Here is a 3,093-nt window from a genome sequence, read left to right as displayed (position 1 = left end):
TAGTATTGTAAAGGCTACGCATGGTCGCAGCTATTAAACTTGGATGGGTTATTTTTATTGAATCATTCCATTGACTACCAGGTTGCGCACGGTCATGAATTTTAGGATTTATAACTGGGAATTCGAGATCAGTATCACTTTGAAATGTAAGTACCGTGACCTTATCCATGCTCCCATATTCAAAAGTAGTTTTAGAACGAGAAGAAAATATAGATGAACCATAAGGTGGCATTGAATATCCTCCATCTAAATACAAGTATAGAAAACAAAATGAACATAATGATAACAAATAAATATTAAGATTTACTTAACGAAACATTCTGAGAGTCTATCCGGAAAATCCTATATGATGGCGAGAATCCTATACTGAGAAGATGAAGGCTCTCAGTTTGCAGTTGATAGTGCATATTGGAGTTCTACGCTGGTCGATTCCGACCACGCGTTTGCGCGGTACTTTTCCTCCACGTCTGCCAGCTTCGAGAACAACGGCAGTAAGGATAACACCTTAGGGCTCGGTGTGTTCTGAATTTAACTATTTAGCTCTTTAACTGTTCATCGTTCAGACCATTTTAGCGGTCTGAACGTGACTTTAATTAGGAGGACACTGTATCGTAGCGCTATCATAACAGCAGTATTATCAGGATGGTTATACCGTCAGAGAATGCTTCCCAGGTCCTCTCCAAAACGAATAGTGTTGCCAGCGGCTAATGACTTTCTCCATTGTACTTTCTTGCCATCGGCAAACAACAACACAACGGTTGAGCCTAATTTAAATAAACCCATCTCATCACCTTGGGTCATCAATTTATTAAAAGTTGCCTGAGAATAATCAAAATATTTTTTGGATTTTTCCCGTTTTATATCGCCATGCCATGCTGTACCTATAGCACCCACAATAGTAGCTCCAACCAGAACCATGGCCATAGGGCCAACAGATGTCGTAAAAAAAACAGCAAGCCGTTCATTGCGAGCAAAAAGCTTAGGGATCACCCTTGCCGTAGTAGGCTGGACTGAAAATAACGCACCAGGTATGTAGGTCATTGAGTCAAGCGTTGCGTCTATGGGCATGTGCACCCGGTGGTAGTCTTTGGGGGATAAATACAAGGTTGCAAACAGTCCTTGATTAAATCGACTCGCTGTCTCATCATCACAAGCCAATAATTCTTTAACAGAATAATCTCGTCCTTTAGCCTGAATTAACTGGCCTTGATTAATTGCACCTAACTCACTCACGCAACCATCCACAGGAGAAATAATATCCGCATCGGCTAACGGACGGCATTCTGGTTTTAAATGGCGGGTAAAAAAATCATTGAAACAGGCATATGCAGTGGGATCTTCAATTAAAGCATCACTCATATCGACCTGGTATTTATTGATAAAACGCTGAATTATATAATTTTTAACTCCAGGATTTGTTACATTTGCCAAACAACCAGCCAAAGCAGTAAGACCTTGTTTGGGTATAATATATTGGGGAAGCGTTTTTAATAAATCTAAAGACATATGCCGTACTCATGAACTCGATAGATTGGATCATAACCTAAAGAAGGAGTAATTGTCACAGGAAGAGCACGATTCTCATATTAAAAATCCACAAAAAATCAAATACATCCAATCATGTGGATCATACAATAAAACCAGAGGTTTTGCTTACAGAAGCATCTTGCAAATGCGATGGTTTTTCCGCATATGTTTTTAATGACGCAAAGACAAAAATTCGGTGCTCATCATGACGATATTGTTCAACCAATTTACATCCAGGTAATGCTTTCAGTTGGCTATTTTTACTAATATCTACCTTCATCTCAGTAATTAATTGGTCAAACAGATGACTTTTCATTGTTGAAGTATCAGAGCCATTAAGGAACGTCAAAGCAACGGCTTTTGCTTTTCTCCAGCTTTTACAATACCCTTCGATCTCCTCCCTTCTGGAACCATTACTCCAAAAATTAAATGAGCTTAATCCTTTTTCATAATCAATAATTGCCGTCTGCATAATTTTATTAAATCGTTCATCAGGTAATCCTTCAACCCAATCATATATTGCACTATAGAATAAGCTCACGCCTTGATTATTACAAAGATGAATAAAACGAGCATCAAATTTAGCAAAATTAACTGCTGATTTGGTATATGTAGTAAGATCCGCATCAAAGAGGTTCTTTCTAATCGCACTACTTACACTAGGCAGGGGACGCGACTGTAGCATAATAGGAGTAAGATACTGGATCAGATATTTATTTAAAGCTCCTGCGTCTTCTTTTCCAGCACTTAAAATATAAGCCAATCGATTATCACCACTTTGCCCCATACTCGCTTTCAAAAACTCTTTAACAGGAGTTGTTCTTTGGCGGTAAGACAAACTCTGCACTGTAGGAGCATAATGTTTATCAATAATGTCTGTAATGTATTGAGAAAATTCTTCAGCTTCTAAGCTTTTGGCCCATAGAAACAAAGTTTCATTGTATTTTCGAATCACCTCTTCATGAGTATGGGGCAGTTCCTTTGCAACAGTAGTAAGCTTCTCATTCATTTGCACATCAGTAGTTGTTAAATGGCGTTGGAAATTCACTTGATACATTATCTGTTGTAACTGAATTGAGATAAGATTAAATGTGTTGGCATCAGTGCTAGTATGAGCCAGACTCATCCTTATTTTCGTATCATAATCAATATACAATTGATGCAATTTACTGGAAAATATTTGATTATCCTCTTCCGTCAAATCACATCGCTCCTTACCATAATAAGTCTTGACCACCTCATGAAATGTTTGCGTAAAATTAACGAGTAGCTCTAGGCCGCCGCGTAATTTACTTTCTTTATCAACATTGATCATCGGTGTAATTTTTTCAATTGATAATTCAGGCATCGCACCAAACAATTCCCATGCTTTGGTCAGACTGTCATCTGTAACTTTTTTGCCTTCAATTTCAATGATTTCAGTATACGAAGAGGAGACCTTTTTAAGCAGCAGTTTGGTTAAGTCAAAAGAATCATGTAATAAATCCCTTACTCGGGGAGCATAGGCATCACGCCAGATTTGATGATAACGATTTTGTAATTCCTTTAAATCATACTTAAAGCCTG

2 protein-coding genes and 1 pseudogene are annotated in these 3,093 nt (G+C 38.0%); all 3 read right to left on the bottom strand.

The annotated features are described in order from the left end of the window. Positions 1-232, bottom strand: a 232-nt coding sequence (locus tag Q0495_RS11285) for a hypothetical protein (RefSeq protein ID WP_298626277.1), incomplete at its 3' end; no start/stop codon positions are given. 422 nt (positions 233-654) lie between these two features. Beyond that, a complete protein-coding gene (asd, locus tag Q0495_RS11280; RefSeq protein ID WP_298626274.1) occupies positions 655-1,506 on the bottom strand; it encodes an archaetidylserine decarboxylase in 852 nt (283 codons plus the stop codon). A gap of 121 nt (positions 1,507-1,627) precedes the next feature. Beyond that, positions 1,628-3,093: pseudogene (locus Q0495_RS11275) on the bottom strand (hypothetical protein); the annotation flags it as partial.

This window comes from uncultured Legionella sp. (assembly GCF_937871865.1).
Lineage (GTDB): Bacteria > Pseudomonadota > Gammaproteobacteria > Legionellales > Legionellaceae > Legionella.
Note: the sequence above shows the minus strand (reverse complement) of the source record. Positions and strands in the feature narration are given on the sequence as shown.

Coding starts and splice junctions, on each gene's coding strand:
- asd (WP_298626274.1), bottom strand. CDS start 1,506: ATGTCTTTAGATTTATTAAAAACGCTTCCCCAATATATTATACCCAAA.